General features: G+C 29.8%; 15 protein-coding genes. 9 read left to right on the top strand and 6 right to left on the bottom strand.

Going from position 1 to position 17,732, the window contains the following annotated elements; genetic code table 11:
• Positions 1 to 43: 43 nt before the first annotated feature.
• From lepB to ACQY6M_RS13975, 4 genes are all read left to right on the top strand, one after another.
• Entirely contained in the window at positions 44 to 1,624 is a 1,581-nt protein-coding gene (lepB, locus tag ACQY6M_RS13990) for a signal peptidase I (RefSeq protein WP_428742506.1), read from the top strand.
• Positions 1,624 to 2,244, top strand: coding sequence for a WbqC family protein (locus tag ACQY6M_RS13985; RefSeq protein ID WP_428742505.1), 621 nt, complete (start codon positions 1,624 to 1,626; stop codon positions 2,242 to 2,244). The genes lepB and ACQY6M_RS13985 overlap by 1 nt, the downstream gene beginning before the upstream one ends.
• 37 nt (positions 2,245 to 2,281) lie before the next feature.
• Positions 2,282 to 2,854 carry a Crp/Fnr family transcriptional regulator gene (locus ACQY6M_RS13980; protein ID WP_428742504.1) on the top strand — a complete coding sequence of 191 codons (573 nt, stop codon included), beginning with the start codon at positions 2,282 to 2,284 and terminating at the stop codon, positions 2,852 to 2,854.
• A gap of 197 nt (positions 2,855 to 3,051) precedes the next feature.
• Complete coding sequence (locus tag ACQY6M_RS13975) at positions 3,052 to 3,639, top strand: Crp/Fnr family transcriptional regulator (RefSeq protein WP_428742503.1); 588 nt, start codon at positions 3,052 to 3,054, stop codon at positions 3,637 to 3,639.
• 112 nt (positions 3,640 to 3,751) lie between these two features.
• Here ACQY6M_RS13975 and ACQY6M_RS13970 read toward each other — a convergent pair whose 3' ends face one another.
• Genes ACQY6M_RS13970 through ACQY6M_RS13955 form a run of 4 tightly spaced genes read right to left on the bottom strand, consistent with a single transcriptional unit; the run spans position 3,752 to position 8,255 of the window.
• The gene (locus ACQY6M_RS13970; protein ID WP_428742502.1) at positions 3,752 to 5,254 is read right to left on the bottom strand and encodes a lipopolysaccharide biosynthesis protein; all 1,503 of its coding nucleotides are present in this window, start codon (positions 5,252 to 5,254) and stop codon (positions 3,752 to 3,754) included.
• A gap of 21 nt (positions 5,255 to 5,275) precedes the next feature.
• The gene (locus ACQY6M_RS13965) at positions 5,276 to 6,556 is read right to left on the bottom strand and encodes a glycosyltransferase family 4 protein (RefSeq protein WP_428742501.1); all 1,281 of its coding nucleotides are present in this window, start codon (positions 6,554 to 6,556) and stop codon (positions 5,276 to 5,278) included.
• On the bottom strand, positions 6,553 to 7,731 hold the full coding sequence (locus ACQY6M_RS13960) for a glycosyltransferase family 4 protein (RefSeq protein WP_428742500.1): 1,179 nt from the start codon (positions 7,729 to 7,731) through the stop codon (positions 6,553 to 6,555). The genes ACQY6M_RS13965 and ACQY6M_RS13960 overlap by 4 nt, the downstream gene beginning before the upstream one ends.
• Before the next feature lie 2 nt (positions 7,732 to 7,733).
• Positions 7,734 to 8,255 carry a methyltransferase gene (locus tag ACQY6M_RS13955; RefSeq protein ID WP_428742499.1) on the bottom strand — a complete coding sequence of 174 codons (522 nt, stop codon included), beginning with the start codon at positions 8,253 to 8,255 and terminating at the stop codon, positions 7,734 to 7,736.
• Positions 8,256 to 8,561: 306 nt separating this feature from the next.
• Between ACQY6M_RS13955 and ACQY6M_RS13950 the strand changes: the two genes are divergently transcribed.
• On the top strand, positions 8,562 to 10,253 hold the full coding sequence (locus ACQY6M_RS13950; RefSeq protein WP_428742498.1) for a helix-turn-helix domain-containing protein: 1,692 nt from the start codon (positions 8,562 to 8,564) through the stop codon (positions 10,251 to 10,253).
• 1 nt (position 10,254) lies between these two features.
• Here ACQY6M_RS13950 and ACQY6M_RS13945 read toward each other — a convergent pair whose 3' ends face one another.
• A complete protein-coding gene (locus tag ACQY6M_RS13945; RefSeq protein WP_428742497.1) occupies positions 10,255 to 12,663 on the bottom strand; it encodes a YfhO family protein in 2,409 nt (802 codons plus the stop codon).
• Position 12,664: 1 nt separating this feature from the next.
• Entirely contained in the window at positions 12,665 to 12,946 is a 282-nt protein-coding gene (locus ACQY6M_RS13940) for a DUF4834 domain-containing protein (protein WP_428742496.1), read from the bottom strand.
• 139 nt (positions 12,947 to 13,085) lie between these two features.
• Here ACQY6M_RS13940 and ACQY6M_RS13935 point away from each other — a divergent pair, with 139 nt between their 5' ends.
• The 4 genes from ACQY6M_RS13935 to ACQY6M_RS13920 all read left to right on the top strand — a co-directional run bounded on the left by ACQY6M_RS13935 (position 13,086) and on the right by ACQY6M_RS13920 (position 17,496).
• Positions 13,086 to 14,435 (top strand): transporter, encoded by a 1,350-nt coding sequence (locus tag ACQY6M_RS13935; RefSeq protein WP_428742495.1) that lies wholly within the window; start codon positions 13,086 to 13,088, stop codon positions 14,433 to 14,435.
• 18 nt (positions 14,436 to 14,453) lie between these two features.
• Positions 14,454 to 15,572, top strand: a complete 1,119-nt coding sequence (locus ACQY6M_RS13930) for a GTP cyclohydrolase (protein ID WP_428742494.1) — start codon at positions 14,454 to 14,456, stop codon at positions 15,570 to 15,572.
• Positions 15,572 to 16,282: a 16S rRNA (uracil(1498)-N(3))-methyltransferase gene (locus ACQY6M_RS13925; protein WP_428742493.1), complete on the top strand. Its 711-nt coding sequence runs from the start codon at positions 15,572 to 15,574 to the stop codon at positions 16,280 to 16,282. The genes ACQY6M_RS13930 and ACQY6M_RS13925 overlap by 1 nt, the downstream gene beginning before the upstream one ends.
• 146 nt (positions 16,283 to 16,428) lie before the next feature.
• Positions 16,429 to 17,496: a helix-turn-helix domain-containing protein gene (locus ACQY6M_RS13920; protein WP_428742492.1), complete on the top strand. Its 1,068-nt coding sequence runs from the start codon at positions 16,429 to 16,431 to the stop codon at positions 17,494 to 17,496.
• Positions 17,497 to 17,732: the final 236 nt, after the last annotated feature.

The raw sequence follows: 17,732 nt of genomic DNA, 5'->3' as shown, positions 1-17,732 counted from the left end.
AATTTAATTCCCATAGCAAAGGGATATACAAAATATACAAATTATGACATTTACTGAATGGTTTTTATTCTTCTTATTCATACAAGTTATTCATTTTTTAGGTACATGGAAACTATACACAAAAGCGGGTAGAAAAGCATGGGAAGCTGCTGTACCTGTTTATAATGCCATAGTGCTAATGCAAATTATCAACCGACCAAAATGGTGGGTAATTTTATTATTTATCCCTATAGTAAACTTATTAATGTTTCCTATAATTTGGGTAGAAACTTGTAGAAGTTTTGGTTTTAACAAAAGACCTGATACTATTTTAGCTATTGTTACTTTAGGTTTATACATCTTTTATATCAATTACGCTACTAATGCAAAACATGTTGAAGGTAGAAGCTTAAAACCAAGATCGCCTTTAGGTGAATGGATTAGTTCTATTTCTTTTGCTATTATCGCTGCAACTTTAGTGCATACGTATTTTATGCAGCCATATACCATCCCTACTTCTTCTTTAGAAAAATCTTTATTAGTAGGAGATTATTTATTTGTAAGTAAATTTCATTATGGTGCTCGAGTACCAATGACAACAGTTGCTGCACCAATGGCTCATGATACAATTCCTTTATTAGGAACTAAATCATTCTTATCTGATGACAAAAACAAAGACGGTTTATTAAATAAACTATCATTACCATACATGCGTTTACCTGGTTTTCAAAAAATTAAGCGTAACGATATTGTTGTTTTTAGTTGGCCTTCTGATACTCTTGCTTTAATGTGGGGTGATCACTCAGGAAAACCCACATATAAACCAATTGATAAACGAACTAATTATGTAAAACGTTGCGTTGGTATTCCTGGTGATAGCTTAGAGGTTCGTGATGGTTATGTATTTATTAACGGAAAGAAAACTGTATTACCAGATAGAGCAAAACCACAATGGCTACATATTGTAGACACTAACGGTGAAAAATTTAGTGAAGGCGCTACAAAGAGATACAACATCAGAGAATGGGGAATGCAAGGAGATAAATATGTATTGAATTTAACTGATGAAGAAGCTGCTTTAATTGCTAAAAATCCTATTGTAAAAAGTGTAGAAAAGCACTTAACTCCTAAAGGAGCTTATGATAAAACTGTCTTTCCACATGATCCAAGATATGCTTGGTCAAATGATAATTTTGGGCCTATATATATCCCAAAAGAAGGAGTAACGGTAGAATTAAACTCTAAAACGATTCCGTTTTATGAGCAAATCATCCGAAGATACGAAAACAACGATTTAACTATTTTTGGAGATGATATTTATATCAATGGTAAAAAGGCTAAAACATATACTTTTAAACAAGATTACTACTGGATGATGGGTGATAACCGTCAACGATCTTTAGATGCTAGAAGCTGGGGATATGTACCTTTTGATCATGTAGTTGGTAAACCTGTAATGATTTGGTTAAGTTGGGATGCAAATGCTCCAAACTTTTTCGCTAAACTTGGTTCTATTCGTTGGGATAGAATGTTTACAACTGTTGGAGGAAGTGGTAAACCTGTATCGTATTTATGGTTAGTTTTATTATTAATTGGAGGATACATTGTATTTAGTTTTAGAAAAAGTAAAAAGAAGAAAGCATAATGTCACTTTTTATTCCTACGTACTTTGCTCCTATTTCGCAATATGCAGCAATTTATCAATCTGATGCTATTACTTTTGAGCTAGAAGATAATTATCAAAAGCAAACCTACCGTAATCGTTGTTATATTTATGGGGCTAATGGTAAACTAGCTTTAAACATTCCTGTAAAACATAAAGCCAAAGAAGGAAGAAAAAAAACGAAGGATACTATAGTTGAAAACGATTTTCCGTGGCAACAACAACATTATAAATCATTACAATCGGCATATCGTTCTTCTCCTTTTTTCGAATTTTTTGAAGAAGATTTACTAAGAATATTTAATAAAAAATACACCTTTTTACAGGATTTGAATATCGACTCTCATTTGTTTGTTACGGATGTTTTACAAATGGATCAAGAATTTTCTAAAACCACTAACTACGAAATTACACCTGGTATTTTCGATTATAGATCTTTAGCTATCGCTAAAAAGGGAGTTGAAATAGAAATGGACACTTACATTCAAATGTTTGATGATAAGCATGGTTTTATTCCTAATTTATCCATCTTAGATATACTATTTATGGAAGGTCCAAATACAATTAGCTTTTTAGAAAAAATTAGTGTAAATTTGACGTAGTCTCCCCCCTTTTTTACACTTTATTTTTATATTTTTTATGGAATTTTTCAGAAATTTCGCGCTAAACTTTTACCCTTTATCAGAAGATTCTTTACAGAGAATATCTGAACTGTTGACATTAAAAACATTCCCAAAGAATTATGAACTAGTTAGTCTAGGTCAAAGCCCTACCAATGTATACATTTTAAAGTCTGGTATAATTAGAGCGTATAATATTGATGAAAAAGGTAAAGAACGTACCAAAACAATTTATACTCCTATAATGACTTCAGGTAATTTAGGAGCACTGATAAAAAATGAGCCCTCTAACTTAATTTATGAATGCTTGACTGATTGTGAAGTTTTAGAATGTGACTATCAAAGTTTTTATAACTTATCTCTAAAACATCATGAAATTTCTATATTTCATTATAAAATACTAGAAGCTATATTTATTAGAGAGGAATCTAAAATTTTAGAATTACAAATCTTAGATGCAACTCAGCGATATAAAAACTTACAAGAAAAATTTCCTGGAATTGACAATTTGATTAATCAATATCATATAGCATCTTACCTAAACATTACTCCTGTTCAGCTAAGTAGAATTAGAAAAAATTTCACAAATTAACAATTAATTAACATATGTTAATGCAAGCAGTATAAAAACAATATATATTTGTCACCGTACTACATACAATTGTACATTTTCCCCTTAAAATCAGACCTAACACCCCTAAATTTGGGTCTGATTTTCTTACATTATCCTTTTATTTTTTAGTAACTTCGTGTTAACAACTTGTCTTATACTTAAATGGCTTGTTAACTATGAGTGATGATATCAAAAATTTTCTTCATCAGTATATTAATCTATCAAGTGAAATAGTTTCTATTTTTGATGATCTAGTTGTTTATGTCGAATACGAACCTAATGAGTTCCTTACAAAAATTGATGAATTTCCTAACGACTTTTTCATAATTAAAACTGGTATTGTACGTTCCTATTTATTAAACGAAAATGGTGTTGAAGCTACACGAGCGTTTTTTACTGCTGGTGATATTACTGGAGCAAATTCGGCTATGATGAGAAAACTACCTTCAGAAGTTAACTATCAAGCTCTAACTAAGGTAACAGGATACAAAGGTAACTTTCATAAGTTTTTAGAACTTACTTTAGAACATCATGAACTGAGTTTATTTTATATAAAAACACTAGAAAACGCTTATTTAAAAGCTGAAAATATAATATTAGATGTTTCTACACTTTCTGCTACTGAAAGGTATTTAGACTTAAAAAAAAGAATTCCGAACATTGATGATTTAATTACACAACGATATATAGCTTCTTATTTAAATATTTCTCCGGTACAGCTTAGTAGGATCAGAAAAAAATTAATGAGTGAAAAACTTTTTTAACATATCTTAGTAATAAACCAATTATAGGACTTATATTTGTGGTCGAAACAACCCCCTTATATTGTTTCGTCCCCCTTAATTAAAGACTTACCCCTTGTGTGTGTAAGTCTTTTTATTTTACATACCTTTTCACAAGACTATTTATCTGTTCTGATATAGACAATTTCACTACTAAAAACATATAAATCGAAAAAATGACAACACTTTTAAGGGTAATATTAATTATGGGATGAAGAGGAAATTTAGAAATATAAAACTCTGGTACTGAAAAATCCCAAAAATAGAACCCTAGAAACATTATAAAAATAATTATAGTTATTAAGAATGTTTTATTGGTAAATGGAGTCATACTAAACTTCTTTTTAACAAACCACAACTTAAAACTATTAAATATTAAGATGGTTATCAATGTTGCCAAAGCTAATCCTTCTGTCCCCATACCCAAATCATTATAAAAATATGTATTGAGAAAGTATACAGACAATGCCATTCCTAAGTTTACAGGTAAAATAATTCTATAAAACTTCGAGTTGTTTAAAATTGCTCCATTATTTCCTAATAACATCAAAAATAATTTAGCCGAAGAAATCATAAGTACTACTGACATTCCTCCTGCGTACTTATCATTAGGCAATAGTTTAAACAGTTCAGCAACATTACAATTCACTAAAACAAAGAACAAACCTCCAATTACCATCAAATTAATAGAACTCTTCTTATACAAACTTTGAGTTTCTTTAACATTATCTTCATTAATAGACTTTGATGTTAAAGGTTGTAAAATTTGTCCCATAGCTCTACTAGGTGCTTCTATAAACGAACCAATAAAAACGGCTACAGCATAATATGCTGCAGTTTCAAAGCCATCTTTTCCTGGAATCATTACTTTATCTATATCCAAGATAATAGCCCCTGCACTACCTGCTAAAATGATGTAAAAAGTATAGCGTAAAACTTCCTTAAAATTATCCGGTAGTGAAAAAGAAAACTTAGGCGTATACAAGCGAAAAGCATATATCATCATCAATAAAGTTCTTAATATATATGCCCAAGACAAGTAAACAATAAACTCTTGCTTCGTTATAAAGTTAAAGTAAACTGCAAACAATAAAATCATTACAGCTACTCTATTGTATAATTCTTTTAAAAGGTTCCCAAATACAGACTGCATTTGCACCTTTGCCCAAGAATAGAATACTTCATAATAAGCACAGGCTACAGCAATTATATAAATATGTATAGTATAGCTTTCAATAATTAAATTGCCTTCTGAGCTGCTTTTTGATACAAAATCCATAATCCAGTTGTGGAAAATATCCCAAAAGGCTCCTATGGGTATGGCTATAAGTAATGGAAAAAATATTATTGAGCTTAAAAACTTATCTTGTTCTTTTTTTGAGGTATAAGCAGAGAAAAACTTAATAATTGTAAAATGAATACCAAAAGCTATTATTGGCATTACTAAATTAGATGCAGATAATACATAGGTTACTAAACCATAATATTCATCTTTTAAAAAACGTGTATATAACACTAATGTATTTATACCACCAATTATAAACCCTAGGTAAATAATAAGAGTATTCTTGAACGATTGTTTAAATATAATTCCCAATGTATTCGTTATTAACTAACGCTAAGAAATTTCTTTGATAAAAGACACTAATTTCTCCGTTAAATTTCTTCTGTGATATTTTTCTATATTGGTATTTAATTTAGAGATACCAGCATTTTTTTTGTATTGACTATAAAGACTTAAAATAAATTTTTTTAATTCCTTTTTATTATCATAACTAAATACCTCTCCAGAACCTGTTTCTTTAATTATTCCTGCTAAATCGCCATCTTCAGGTCCAATACCTATTATGGGACGCTTAGCTTGTAAATATTCAAACGTTTTTCCTGGAATCATTTCTTTAGCACTTGGATAATCGTTAACAACAATTAATAAGACTTGTGATTGTTGTTGATATTGCTTTGCTATATGGTGAGGTACATATCCTACTTTTTCAACATTTTTAATACTACTTCTCGTTATTTGTTCAGATACAACATCATCAATTTTACCAACAAATCTCAACACAAAATCACTAGCAAACTCTTCATTCTCTTCAGAGATTTCTGATAGCGCTTCCCATAATTTTTTGGGGTTTCTTTCAGAATTCATCATACCAATATAGGTAAGAGTAAATTTACTATCAACTACAACCTTATCTGTACTAGAACTCTCTTCGACATCAAAACCATTAGTTATAACATCTATGACTTTAGCTTTATTCTGATACTTCTTTTTTGCGTGATTACTAACCATTAAAACCCCATCAGCAGACGTAACCACTTCTTCCTCTAATTTATAATGCTTTTTTAATGATCTTTTTGTTAGTGGCAACAAATGAAAATAATCTACACTAGTCCACGGATCTCTGAAATCAGCTATCCATTTTAACTTTAATTGCTTTTGTAATTCTAGTCCTATTAAATGAACACTATATGGTGGCCCTGTTGTTATTAAAACATCTATTTTATTTTCTGAAAGATACTTTTTTAATTTCTTAACTGAGGGGCGTATCCAAAATTTACGAGCATCTGGAATAAAATAGTTAGCCCTTATATACATTAAAACTTTATCGAAAAAAGTTGGATTGGGGTTTAAAAAACCTAAACTTTTTTGTGTGTCACTTTTTTTTACTTTTGATATAATCTCATTAGGTTCAAATATAGGGCATTTTATTACCTCAATTCCTTCGGGCACTTCATTTGCGAGAGAATCATCCGTAACAGGATAGCTAGGATTTTCAGCTGTAAAAACTACAGGTTCTACATTAAAGTCACGTAAATATTTTACAAACTTTAACCAACGTTGCACCCCAGGTCCACCAGCAGGCGGCCAGTAATAAGTAACAATTAATACTTTCAAGCTAATTTATTATATAATTCTTTTAAGTCCTTTGAAGTTTTATCCCAAGTAAATTCTCTTTTTACAAACTCTTTCCCACATTGTCCCATCTTTTCCCTCAGTTGTTTGTCTTCATACAAAGTTATTATTTTTTCAGTAAAATCAATTACATCTTGAGCCTTATGCACTAACCCTGCTTGCTCTCTCTCTACAACTTCTTTCTGAGCCTTTGCATCACTTACCAATACAGGTTTTCCCATACTCATGTATTGAAAAATTTTATTTGCATAAGTCGTATCATGATGAATATTTCTATGTAAAGGAGACAAACACACATCTGAATTTTTAATCCAATTAGGAAATGTTGTATCGTTTTGCCAGCCCATTAGTTTTACCTCATTAATCAACCCTAAATCAGCAACCTTTTTCTCTAATTCTGGAGATGCCTTACCCACAACTACAAATGTTACGTTTTTTAGATTCTTTTTTAACTCTACCATACTTTCCAATACCGTTTCAATACCTCTCCTAAATCCTGTATCTCCCAAGTAAAGCATCATAAACTCTTCTTCTTTTTTCTTGTAAGGTATATCAAACAAACTGTTCTTCTCAAAAAAAGATGTTCTAACGGTATTAGGAACCACTACTATTTTATCAGGTTCCACACCCACTCTAGCAACAATTTCTTCTTTGGCTTCATTAGTAACGACTACAACTTTTGTTGCTTTTCGTATAAACTCTTCTTCTTTCTTAATCCATTTTTTTATTGATACCAATAACTTCCCTCTCATCTTTTGCATATGAGGATAGAAACGCATTATCTCGGGTCTATTCTCATGTAGATCTAAAACTACAGGTAAATTACTTCTGTTTGCGCGAAATGCAGCTTCTGCAATTCTCATATCATGAATATGAATACTTTCTATTTTATGCTGCTCTATGAAGTTTTTTATTTTTTGACTCATTAAATAAGTGTAAACAGGTATTGTATACACTAAAGCTGACATTTTGTATTCAAAAATATTTGTATTGTATCTTTTTACATGAATATTATTTACAATTTCCTCTTTTTTTTCATTTCCATAAGTTAAACAAAATAAAAAGACTTCATGACCATCCTTTATCAACTCTATTGCCTCATTTTCAACTCTTGGATCAGGAGGAAATGTATCGTCCAAAATCATTCCTATTCTCATATCTAACTCTTTTTTTCAGCGTATACTGCATAATACCTCGGCACATAATTTCTTAAAATTGGTCTCAATCCTATTTTATTTACTGGACTAGTCCATTTTTCTGTATCAACAATATTCCATCCAGATTTTTCCAACAACCAATCATATTGCCAATCTTCAAACTCATGATAATGCCTATCCCACATATCAGTTTTACTTCTGTATGCATTGGAAAACCAAAGTTTTAAAGGAACTGTTGTTATTATTTTAGAGGTTTCTATTTCTCTTAAAACGTTAAAAGGAGCTATTAAGTGTTCAAAAATTTCAAAAGCTGTTATCGCATCGACTTTATATTCTTTAACTATATGAGGTAGTAAATCTAAATCTTCTCCTTCTGTATTATAAACTGTGTAGCCATTTTCTTCCATTATTTGTGAAAATGGATTGCGAACCCCCAAATCTAATATAGTCGCAGGTGCTGGGAGATGTTTTTGTAAAAATTCAAGTGTGTGCTTATATCTCTTTTTTGGTAATTTAGAATACATGAAGTTTATTTTAAAGATAACAAATGTATCATTATTTTATTATTCTGAGCAACTGAATGTGAGTACATTTTTGACATCTATAAAGTAAAAAAGCGAAGAACAAATTCTTCGCTTTTCCCCCTTTTTCGATTTTCCATAGCAACCCGTGCTTGCTTGCACTATCTTTAGATAAAACAAACATATTGCAGCTTTAAATACAAACCAAACACTATAGTCTATATTTTATAAAAAGCACAATCAAAAACACTATATTTGATTTTCTTTTCGCCCATTTATCAAAAGGCTTGATACTGATTTCACATTATAATGAACAGACTTTTAATTACCATATTCATCGTTTTAGCTTTTTCAAAAAAGATCGTATCACAAACAAAATATTTAGATTCTATTCATATAAGTAAGATTCATTATTTCAGAGATATAAATAGTGATAGTACTATATACTACTGTAATAAACTAAAAAACTCAAACGATATATGTAAAAAATTAAAAGCATCAACAAGTATATCCTATGCTTTTTATAGAGCAAGAAAGTATGATAAAGCAGAAGAAATTGCTATTGATGTAATAAATAGAGTTACTCCTTTAATTGAAAAAGAGAAATTAAACTGTTTGTTAGATGCTAAAATATCTGCTTATAATAGGCTTTTTTGGATAAAAAAAAATCAAGAGGACTATAACAAAGCCTACCTGTATTTAACATTGATGGAGAAAACAAATGAAATGAGGGTTGTTAAAGACCCTAAATTTCATTACAATAAAATTACAGTCGAAAATTCTAAAGCTATTATTAAAATGTCCTTAAAAATGGAACGTTCAGCTAAAGATATTCTACTTAATATTTATAAAAATTTAAAATTTATTCCATTAAAAGAGTACAATGACAACAACCATGTATATCTTCAGAGAGCTCATATCATTAATACTTTAGGCAATATTTATATGACACTGAGTGATAAGGAACAAAATCCTATATTTATAGACTCTGCATCATATTTCTATGATAAAGCTTTTGAAGTAACTAAGTTCTTTAATCCTCTACATAAAGACTCTGAAATTCTATATAATTTTAAGAAAACAGAGGTTTTAATGGCTAAAAAACAACACAAAAAAGCTATTGAGCTAATTAACAACTATAAACATATAAGCAATGGCTACCCCTATTTTCATAGAGAGTATTTTCAAAAAGCAATATGTTACAACAACTTAAACAATTCGGATTCTGCTATTTATTATTCAAATAAACTTTTAAAAGACTCTAAAAAATGTGAACCTAGTAAGTTAATTACTATATACGATATACTTTCAAATCAATATAACCATTTACACAAATTGGATAGTGCTCTTAAATACTCTAGACTCACTTTAGATGGATACAATTTGGTTAGAAATAATAAGGATAAAACTTTCAATTTATTCTACAATAACAACTACAATAAAGCCCAACAACTTAACAATACTATTAAGGAGAAAGAAACAGAAAAACAATCTAAGCTTATTATTGCTTTTACAGCTTTATTATTAACCTTAGTTATTCTGACATTTTATTTGTTAAATGGGGAGAAAAAAAAGAAAAAAGAGCTCCTTCTTAAAATACATGAAAACAAACCTGTTGAAATTGAAAAAAAAGCATACAATATTGATAAAGTTTTAGAAGATAAGATTCTTAACGAGTTTAAAAATACATCTAAAAACTTAGACTTTTTAAGACCTGATTTTTCAACAAACTACATTGCTGATAAATTAAATACAAATACTACTTATATTTCTTTTGTATTTAACAAATATCATGACGAATCTTTTAAGCAATATTCTACCAAACTTAAAATTAACTTTGTAGTAGAAAAGCTAAAGACTGACAAAGTTTTTAGAAAATATTCAATACAAGCAATAGCTGAAGAAATAGGCTACACTAACGCCTCGGCTTTTACTAGAGCTTTTAAAAAACATGTTGGTGTAACCCCTTCTGCTTTTTTAAAGGATTTTGACAACAATTAAGCTAATCTTGTCCTTTTTTCGTTTTACCTGTTAAAATAAACCATGCACCTACTATTAAGAGAAACAAAACGTAGAAAACAACAGACAATAAACTTCCTGTTTTAATAACTGTTGGTTCAAACTTAAAAGTTACTGTATGTTCTCCCTTAGGAACTTTAAGCCCTCTTAATAAGTAATTCACTCTATAATAAGGAACACTTTCACCATCAATATATGCATTCCATCCATCTTTATAGTAAATTTCAGAAAATACAGCGAACTGTTCAGCTTTTGCTCTCGTTTCGTAAACTAATGTCGTAAGATCCTGTTTAACTATGTTTATGGTAGCTGTTGAATCTTTTTGAAATTTATTAGAACCGTTGAACTGGAATTCTTTGGTATTAATTACTGCCTCTTCCTTTGTTTTTAAACTATCTAAAGCTTTCATTTCTTCGTTTGCAGATTTCACCTCCTTCAGTGAATTCACAAACCACGCACTACCATTAGCTTCTGTATTTTTTTGAACTTGTTCATCACCAATTATAAAATACTTAGTGTTTAACATATTCAACACCTCCATATTGTTTTTAGCAATCTGGTAATCGAATAATTCTTGATAACGTTTCATCTTCGCTGCATGATACCCTCCAATTGAATTGTGGAAATATGAAGTTCTTCCATCCTGTAGCGGACTCACACTAAAGTTTGCTACTCGATAATAACTTTTATCTTTTAAAATTTCTGTATCTGCTTTACTTTCTACAAATGGCTTTTGTACTTTTCTTGCTGAAGTAAAATCTTCTTTATTTACATACTTAGTATCTATTGATACTAAATCGAATACAATTAATACAGCTAAAGCAATCAAAACGGGAACCCTTTGTAATTTTCCCTTTAAATAGAACCATAGTAAACCTCCCACTCCTAAAACAAGTAAAAGAGAACGTAAACTATCATTAAACAGCATTGTTTTTCTATCGCTAATCAATGCGTCTATTAACTCTGGAAGTTGTTGATATTGACCATCCCTTAATCCTTCAAAAGCAAATAAGCTCGACCCGAACAGCAAAAACAATAATGAGATTCCTCCTACGATATAAAAAGCTTTTTTTATAGCATCCTCCTTTTCTTCGGAAGAATTCTCTGAATAGAAAAATTCTTTTAATGCTAAAATCCCTAGCAACGGCACACACAATTCAGCTATGACCTGAATTGAAGAAACCGCTCTAAACTTATTATATAAAGGAACATAATCAATAAAAAAATTGGTAATTACAGGGAAATTCTTTCCCCAACTTAGTACTATTGAAAAAATAGTAGCTGAAACCAACCAATACTTCAGCCTTCCTTTTACTAAGAAAACTCCTAAAAAGAACAAAAAGAAAACTATCACGCCTATGTAAGCAGGAGCTTCTACAATGGGTTGTTTCCCCCAGTACGTTAAGGTCTGACTAGAGTACTCTTTTGCTACTTGCTTTCCAGCATTTTGCTCTAAAACTTGATAAAAATTAGAATCTTCTCCTAATTTTTCTACCGTTCCTCCCCCATTGAAACGGGGAATAATCAAATTAAAAGTCTCAGCTATTCCATAACTGTATTCAGTAATATAGTCTTTATCTAAACCAGATGAATTCTCTTTTGGTGTCCCATCTGGATTAATTGTTAATTCTGATTTTCCTCTTGTACTATGAGCTGCATACTCCTTTGTAGCTAACAACCGAGTTGCATTTACACTAATACCAATAAGACAAGCTGCTAATATGACTGTTATCTGTTTAGCATACAACAACAACTCTTTACTTTTATAAGCATAAATAAATTCAACAATACCTAAGATAAATAAACAAAACCCTAAATAATAAGTCATTTGCACATGATTAGAAAATATTTCTAAAGCCATAGCTATAGCCGTAAGTGCAAAACCTAGTAAATATTTTTTCCTGAAGACATAAATAAAGCCCGCTATAACCATCGGCATATACCCTATAGCATGAGCTTTCGCGTTGTGACCCGCGCCAAAAATAATAATCAAATAAGTAGAAAAACCAAAGGATAAACTTCCTAATATTGCTAGTCTCCAGTCTATTTTTAGTGCTGTTAACAATATAAAAAAACCTAAGAAATATAAGAACAGATAATCAGCAGGTCTTGGCAAAAAACGAATAACTTTATCAAGATAACGAACATAATCATTTGGGTAATATGCACCAGCTTGGTAAGTTGGCATTCCTCCAAAGGCATTATCTAGCCAGTAAGGTTCTTCTCCCTTTTCTGCTCTATATTCTTTTACATTTTTAGACATTCCTATAAACTGAGTAATGTCGCTTTGTTTTATTTGTTTTCCGCTTAAAACTGGATTAAAATACAATACTGAAGCTATTACAAAAACAATAAATGCAATTGCAAACGGTAAAATTTTCTTTAAGTTCATGTTAGTCTATTTCTTCATAGTCAACGTACTCGCCAACCGAATTATTACTTTCTTTAGTATTATTTGGTTTTTTATCTATAACCGTTTTCCCTACTTCAACAGTTGAATCTTGCTGTTGATTTCTATATTGCTGCTCTGCTTTTTTCTGCACTTTATCCACTGCTTTTTTTATTAAATAAGGTCCAAAAAGTTTAGCAAAGAATTTAATAGCGTAGTAAACTAAAAAAATAATTAATATGGTCTTTAAAAAATTCACAGGCCCAGCTTCATTTATGTAAGTCATCTTTTTCTTAAAATAAAAAAATCAACCAAAAATAACAATTTGAAGCCAAAGGTAGCGTTAAGAGTTTACAAAACTTATGTTATATAGGTAATCGTATTTTTATGTATGTTTGTAAAACCTGAAAAACTGGACTTATTATATGATTAAGAAACTCTTTTTGTTTTTTGTTTTTAGCGCTATTTTAACTTCAAATGCACAGTATACCCCTGTTATAAATTCAAATCGACCAGGTTTTTCTGAAAGTCCTTACAGTGTTGGCTCAGGTGTATATCAATTTGAATCAAGTATATTTTATCGAAAAATTAATGCTACTCCAACATTTAGTAATCCTGAAGCTTTAGGGTTGAACTTATTTTTCAGAACTAGTTTTATCACCGAAAAGCTAGAGTTCAATTTAAACACTTCTTTACAAAGAGACAAAATAGCTTTTAAAAATATATTTGAATCATCTTATAATAAAACTGGATTAAGTCAATTTAGTTTAGGTGCTAAATACTTAATTTACTCACCTAAATATGATGATAAAAGTAAAGAAATTAGAAGCTGGAAAGAACGCCATTCCTTCGACTGGAAAAGGTGGATTCCTCATATTGGTATTTCAGCAGGTTTAAACATTGGAAACTTTTTAACCGATTTCCATGAAAGAGGTGGTTTTAGTCCTAAAATAGGGCTTTTATTACAAAATGAGTTTTCTGACAAATTGAATGTTATTACTAACGTTCATTACGATTATATTGGCACAGATTTTTCTCAATTTTCATACATCATAACAGGCACCTATAATTTTGATGACTACTGGTCTGGTTTTGCTGAAATGCAAGGTATTTTTGAAGAATATGAAAAGAAAACAAGTATAGGAGCTGGAGCTGCATATTTATTCAGTGAAAATTTACAATTCAATGCTTCTCTTAGAGCTAACCTGCAACAAGATGAAGTTGGTTTTTATTCAGCAATAGGAGTTTCATATAGAATTAACAGACATCAAGATGAATTTGTTGAGATTGATGAATTTGGAAACAAAATTGAAAATGAAAAGCAAGTTAAATATGATGAAGACAGAAGTTTCTTTGGTCGCATGTTTAGCAAAGTAGGAAAACTATTCTCTAAAAAACGAGAGAAAAAAGTTGATTTAGATATATCTCCAAACAATAATGATGATGGTTTATTGAATGAAAAACCAAGAAGAGAACGTCAAGAATCATTGGTAGATGTAATAGCTAAAGAAGATAAAAAACAAAAGAAAAAAACTGCTAAAGAAGAAAGAAAGGCTGCTAAAAAAGCACAAAGAGAGGCTGAAAAAGAAGCCAAACGTAAAGAAAAAGAACGTTTAAAGCTTGAAAAGGAAATGAAAAAGGCAGAAGAGGAAGAGGCTAAACGTAAAGAAAAAGAACGTTTAAAGCTCGAAAAAGAAATTAAGAAACTAGAAGAGGAAATAAAAAAAGAAGATCAAAAAGAACAACAAGAAGATCAAGAAAAAGAGGACAATTAAAAGTCTTACATTTGTTATATGATTCAAATTAAAGAAATAACTACCAAAAAGGAAATGAAACAGTTTGTTAAGTTTCCTTTTTCTCTTTATAAAAATAATAAGTATTGGGTTCCTCCAATCATAATTGATGAGGTTGAAAGTTTTGATAAAGACAAAAACCCTGTTTTTGAGCATGCCAAAGCTCGTTTTTTTATAGCTCTTAAAAACAATGAAATTGTAGGTAGAGTTATAGCAATTATTAACACTTATGAAACTGAAAAGCAAAACATCAAAAAAATGCGTTTCGGTTGGTTTGATGTGATTGATGACATAGAAGTTTCTAAAGCTCTATTAAACAAGGTTGCTGAAATAGGCAAAGAAAATAACTTAGAGTATATTGAAGGACCTGTTGGCTTTAATAATTTAGATAAAACAGGTGTTCTTATTGATGGATTTGATCATATAGGAACTATGATTACCTGGTACAATCATCCATACTATTCAAAACATCTAGAACAATTAGGCTTTAAAAAGGAGAAAGAATACATAGAAAGTAAGTTTTCTTTTAACGATGTTGACATTAAAAAATATCAAAAGGCAAGTGCTTTAATCCAAAGAAGGTACCAGTTAAAACCTTTAAACTTTACCTCTACTAATAAAATAATGCCTTATGTTGATGAGATGTTTGATTTGTTTAGTAAAACATATTCAAAACTATCAACTTATGTTCCTATTTCTGAAGCACAAATAACCTATTTTAAAAAGAAATACATAAGCTTTATCAACCCTGAATACATAAAATTCGTGGTGGATAAAGACGATAAACTTGTGGCCTTTGCTATTGTTATGCCTTCATTTTCAACGGCACTACAAAAAGCTAATGGTAAACTTTTACCTTTTGGAATTTTTCATTTGTTAAGTGCTAGGAAAAACTCAAAAGATGTAACCTTTTACTTAATTGGCGTACATCCTGAGTATCAAAACAAAGGTGTTACAGCTGTTATTTTTGATCAATTTTATCCTATTTTCTCTTCAAAAGGCATAAAAAACTGTATCAGAACTCCCGAATTGGAAGATAACCATGCAATTCATCAAATTTGGAAAGAATTTAATCCTAAAATTCACAAACGAAGAAGAACCTATAAACTTGATTTATAATGCAATTATTTTACAATCCTGATTTAAAAGCTACTTCAAAAGAAATTACTTTCGATAAAGATGAAAGCCGTCACATAATTCGTGTGTTACGAAAAAAAGAAGGTGATATATTACATATTACCAATGGATATGGACTGCTTTTTTTTGCTGAAATTATCATAGGAAATGACAAAAAATGTCTAGCTCGCATCATCAAGTTTGAAGAAAAATCACGTACTAGAAATTATTATCTGCATGTAGCTATTGCTCCTACTAAAAATAACGATCGTTTCGAGTGGTTTTTAGAAAAGGCTACTGAAATTGGTATTGATGAAATCACCCCTATAATTTGTGAAAATTCTGAAAGAAAAATTGTTAAAATAGATCGATTATCAAGAATTGTGCAATCTGCTATGAAGCAGTCTTTACAATGTACGCTTCCTAAACTTAATGAGGCTGTAAAATTTTCTGACTTTATTTCTCAAGATTTCTCAAATGAAACTTTTATTGCACATTGTGAAGAAAATATCGAGAAGAAATTTTTAAAAAATATTGCTACTCCTAACACATCATATACAATTCTTATAGGGCCTGAGGGAGACTTTTCAAGTAACGAAATTCGACAATCACTGAATAAAAATTTCACTCCTATATCACTAGGTTTAAATAGATTAAGAACAGAAACAGCTGGATTAAACGTAGTACAAAGTATTGACTTCCTACATCAGTAATTCATTTTTTGTATATTTATCATTAAATAATATGATAAATTTTGACTACTGCTGATCTTTTTAATCTTTTTTTATTAGTTAGTGCTCTCCATGGATTTGCTTTTAGCATTATTCTTTTTTGTTCTAAAAATGGAAGAGAAAAAAGTATGTTGTATCTCAACTTATTGATTTTAGCAATTTCATTGAACAATATTCAGTCTTGGGCATTAGAAAACGAATTACTTCAGTATAAATTTGCTTTAGATTATATACAAATACCCTGGCACTTTCTAGCAATGCCCTTTTTGTATATGTTCTTAATTCATTATTTAAATCTTGCTAAAAAATCATATAAAATTCTAAAAGTCATTATCCCTGTATTTCTTCTATTGATAGTAAGTCAAATTAGCTTTGTTATATATTATAGCGATACAGTTTCAAATGAAAATCTTGCTTATACATATGAAAGATATACTTCTTTTGAAGAAATTTTTAGCTTAGTCACTTCACTAAGCATTTTTGCTTACTCATTTTACATATTATACAAAAAAGAAAAACTATTTCCTAAAATACTGTCATATGACAATTTAAAATGGATTTATACTTTCTTTATGCTAACAACTGTAGGATATGTTCTTTGGATCTTAGCTTTAATTATTAAAATTAGCATGAATTTTACAGGATTCATCTTTTCTTACTATCCCTTGAGAATATATACTACTGTACTTATTTATTGGTTAGGATACCAAGGGCTTAAACAAATTAGAGTATTAAAAGAACGAAAAAATATCAGGAAATCTTTATTGATTGATTTAAATGGTGACTTTAGTGTAGATACCATTAAACTAAGCTCTGAAGAACAATTTTCTGAAAACCTAACAGAGAGGCAAAAAGAACAATTTAATGAAATTGACAGCTTTATTAGAGCTAAGAAAAAATTTTTGCTCCCAAAATATACTCTTCAACACTTATCTTCAGATACTGAATTGAGCTCTAGTACTCTTTCTTTAATTATAAACAATGTTGCCAAAAAATCATTTACTGATTACTTAAATGAGATGAGAATTGAACAAGCTAAGGTATTATTACTAGACTCTAATTATGCCAATTATACCATAACATCAATTGGGCTAGAATCTGGTTTCAATTCAAAATCAACATTTTACACAGCATTTAAAAAACATACAGGATATACTCCTTTTGAATTTAAAAATGTATCGCTAGCCGTTAACTAAAATATTACTTTTTATAAAAAAAGAGTTCGAAAACATCCAGATTGGATGTTTTAAAACTTCATTCTCATTATAATACATTATTTTTACCTAGTGAAAATTAGAAATTAAACATAATTGAAAATAGTTGAAGGGGTTTTCGATTTATTTAAACATTTCTAAGAATTTATTGAGAACTGCTCTCAATACGAAAAAGAGAAAGCTATAAAGCTAAAAACACCAATAAGTATTTATTGGTG

Source organism: Tenacibaculum sp., assembly GCF_050290165.1.
Lineage (GTDB): Bacteria > Bacteroidota > Bacteroidia > Flavobacteriales > Flavobacteriaceae > Polaribacter.
The sequence above is the reverse complement of the archived record's forward strand: the minus strand, read 5'-3'. Positions and strand labels throughout refer to the sequence as shown.